Below are 385 nucleotides of genomic sequence, written 5' to 3'. Positions count from 1 at the left end.
GCGGTCGTACGCCGTCGCCGTCGCACGCGGTGCGGAACCCGCCCCGGCGCTGCCAGGGACCCGCGCCTCCGGCGCGGGCACGGGGGCCTCCGCGGCTCGCGCCTCGTCGGGCGCGGGCGCCACCCCGCCGGGGTCGGCCAGCCGGCCCACCTCGGCGGAGACGCGCTCCGCCGCGTTCGGCGGGGGCGGCGCGCCCCAAGCGTGCTCGGGCCCGGGGGCGGCGGCACCCCGCTCGGGTGCTTCGGCGCGCGGCTCGTCGCAGGCCGGGGACATCGCCCCCGCATTCCCGCGCCCTTCGGGGTCGATCGGGGACGCGACCCAGCCGCCCGCGTGTCCCTCGTCGCGGGACGAAGACGCGGTCCGACCCTCGGCGTGCCGTTCGAAA

At 81.6% G+C, this 385-nt stretch carries 1 pseudogene; it reads right to left on the bottom strand.

The window, feature by feature from the left end:
- Positions 1–273, bottom strand: a pseudogene (locus ACSNOD_RS31800) (hypothetical protein); the annotation flags it as partial.
- Between the last annotated feature and the right edge of the window lie 112 nt (positions 274–385).

The sequence above is a fragment of the Streptomyces sp. URMC 123 genome (assembly GCF_051386515.1).
In the GTDB taxonomy this organism is placed as follows: Bacteria; Actinomycetota; Actinomycetes; order Streptomycetales; family Streptomycetaceae; genus Streptomyces.
The sequence above is the reverse complement of the archived record's forward strand: the minus strand, read 5'-3'. Positions and strand labels throughout refer to the sequence as shown.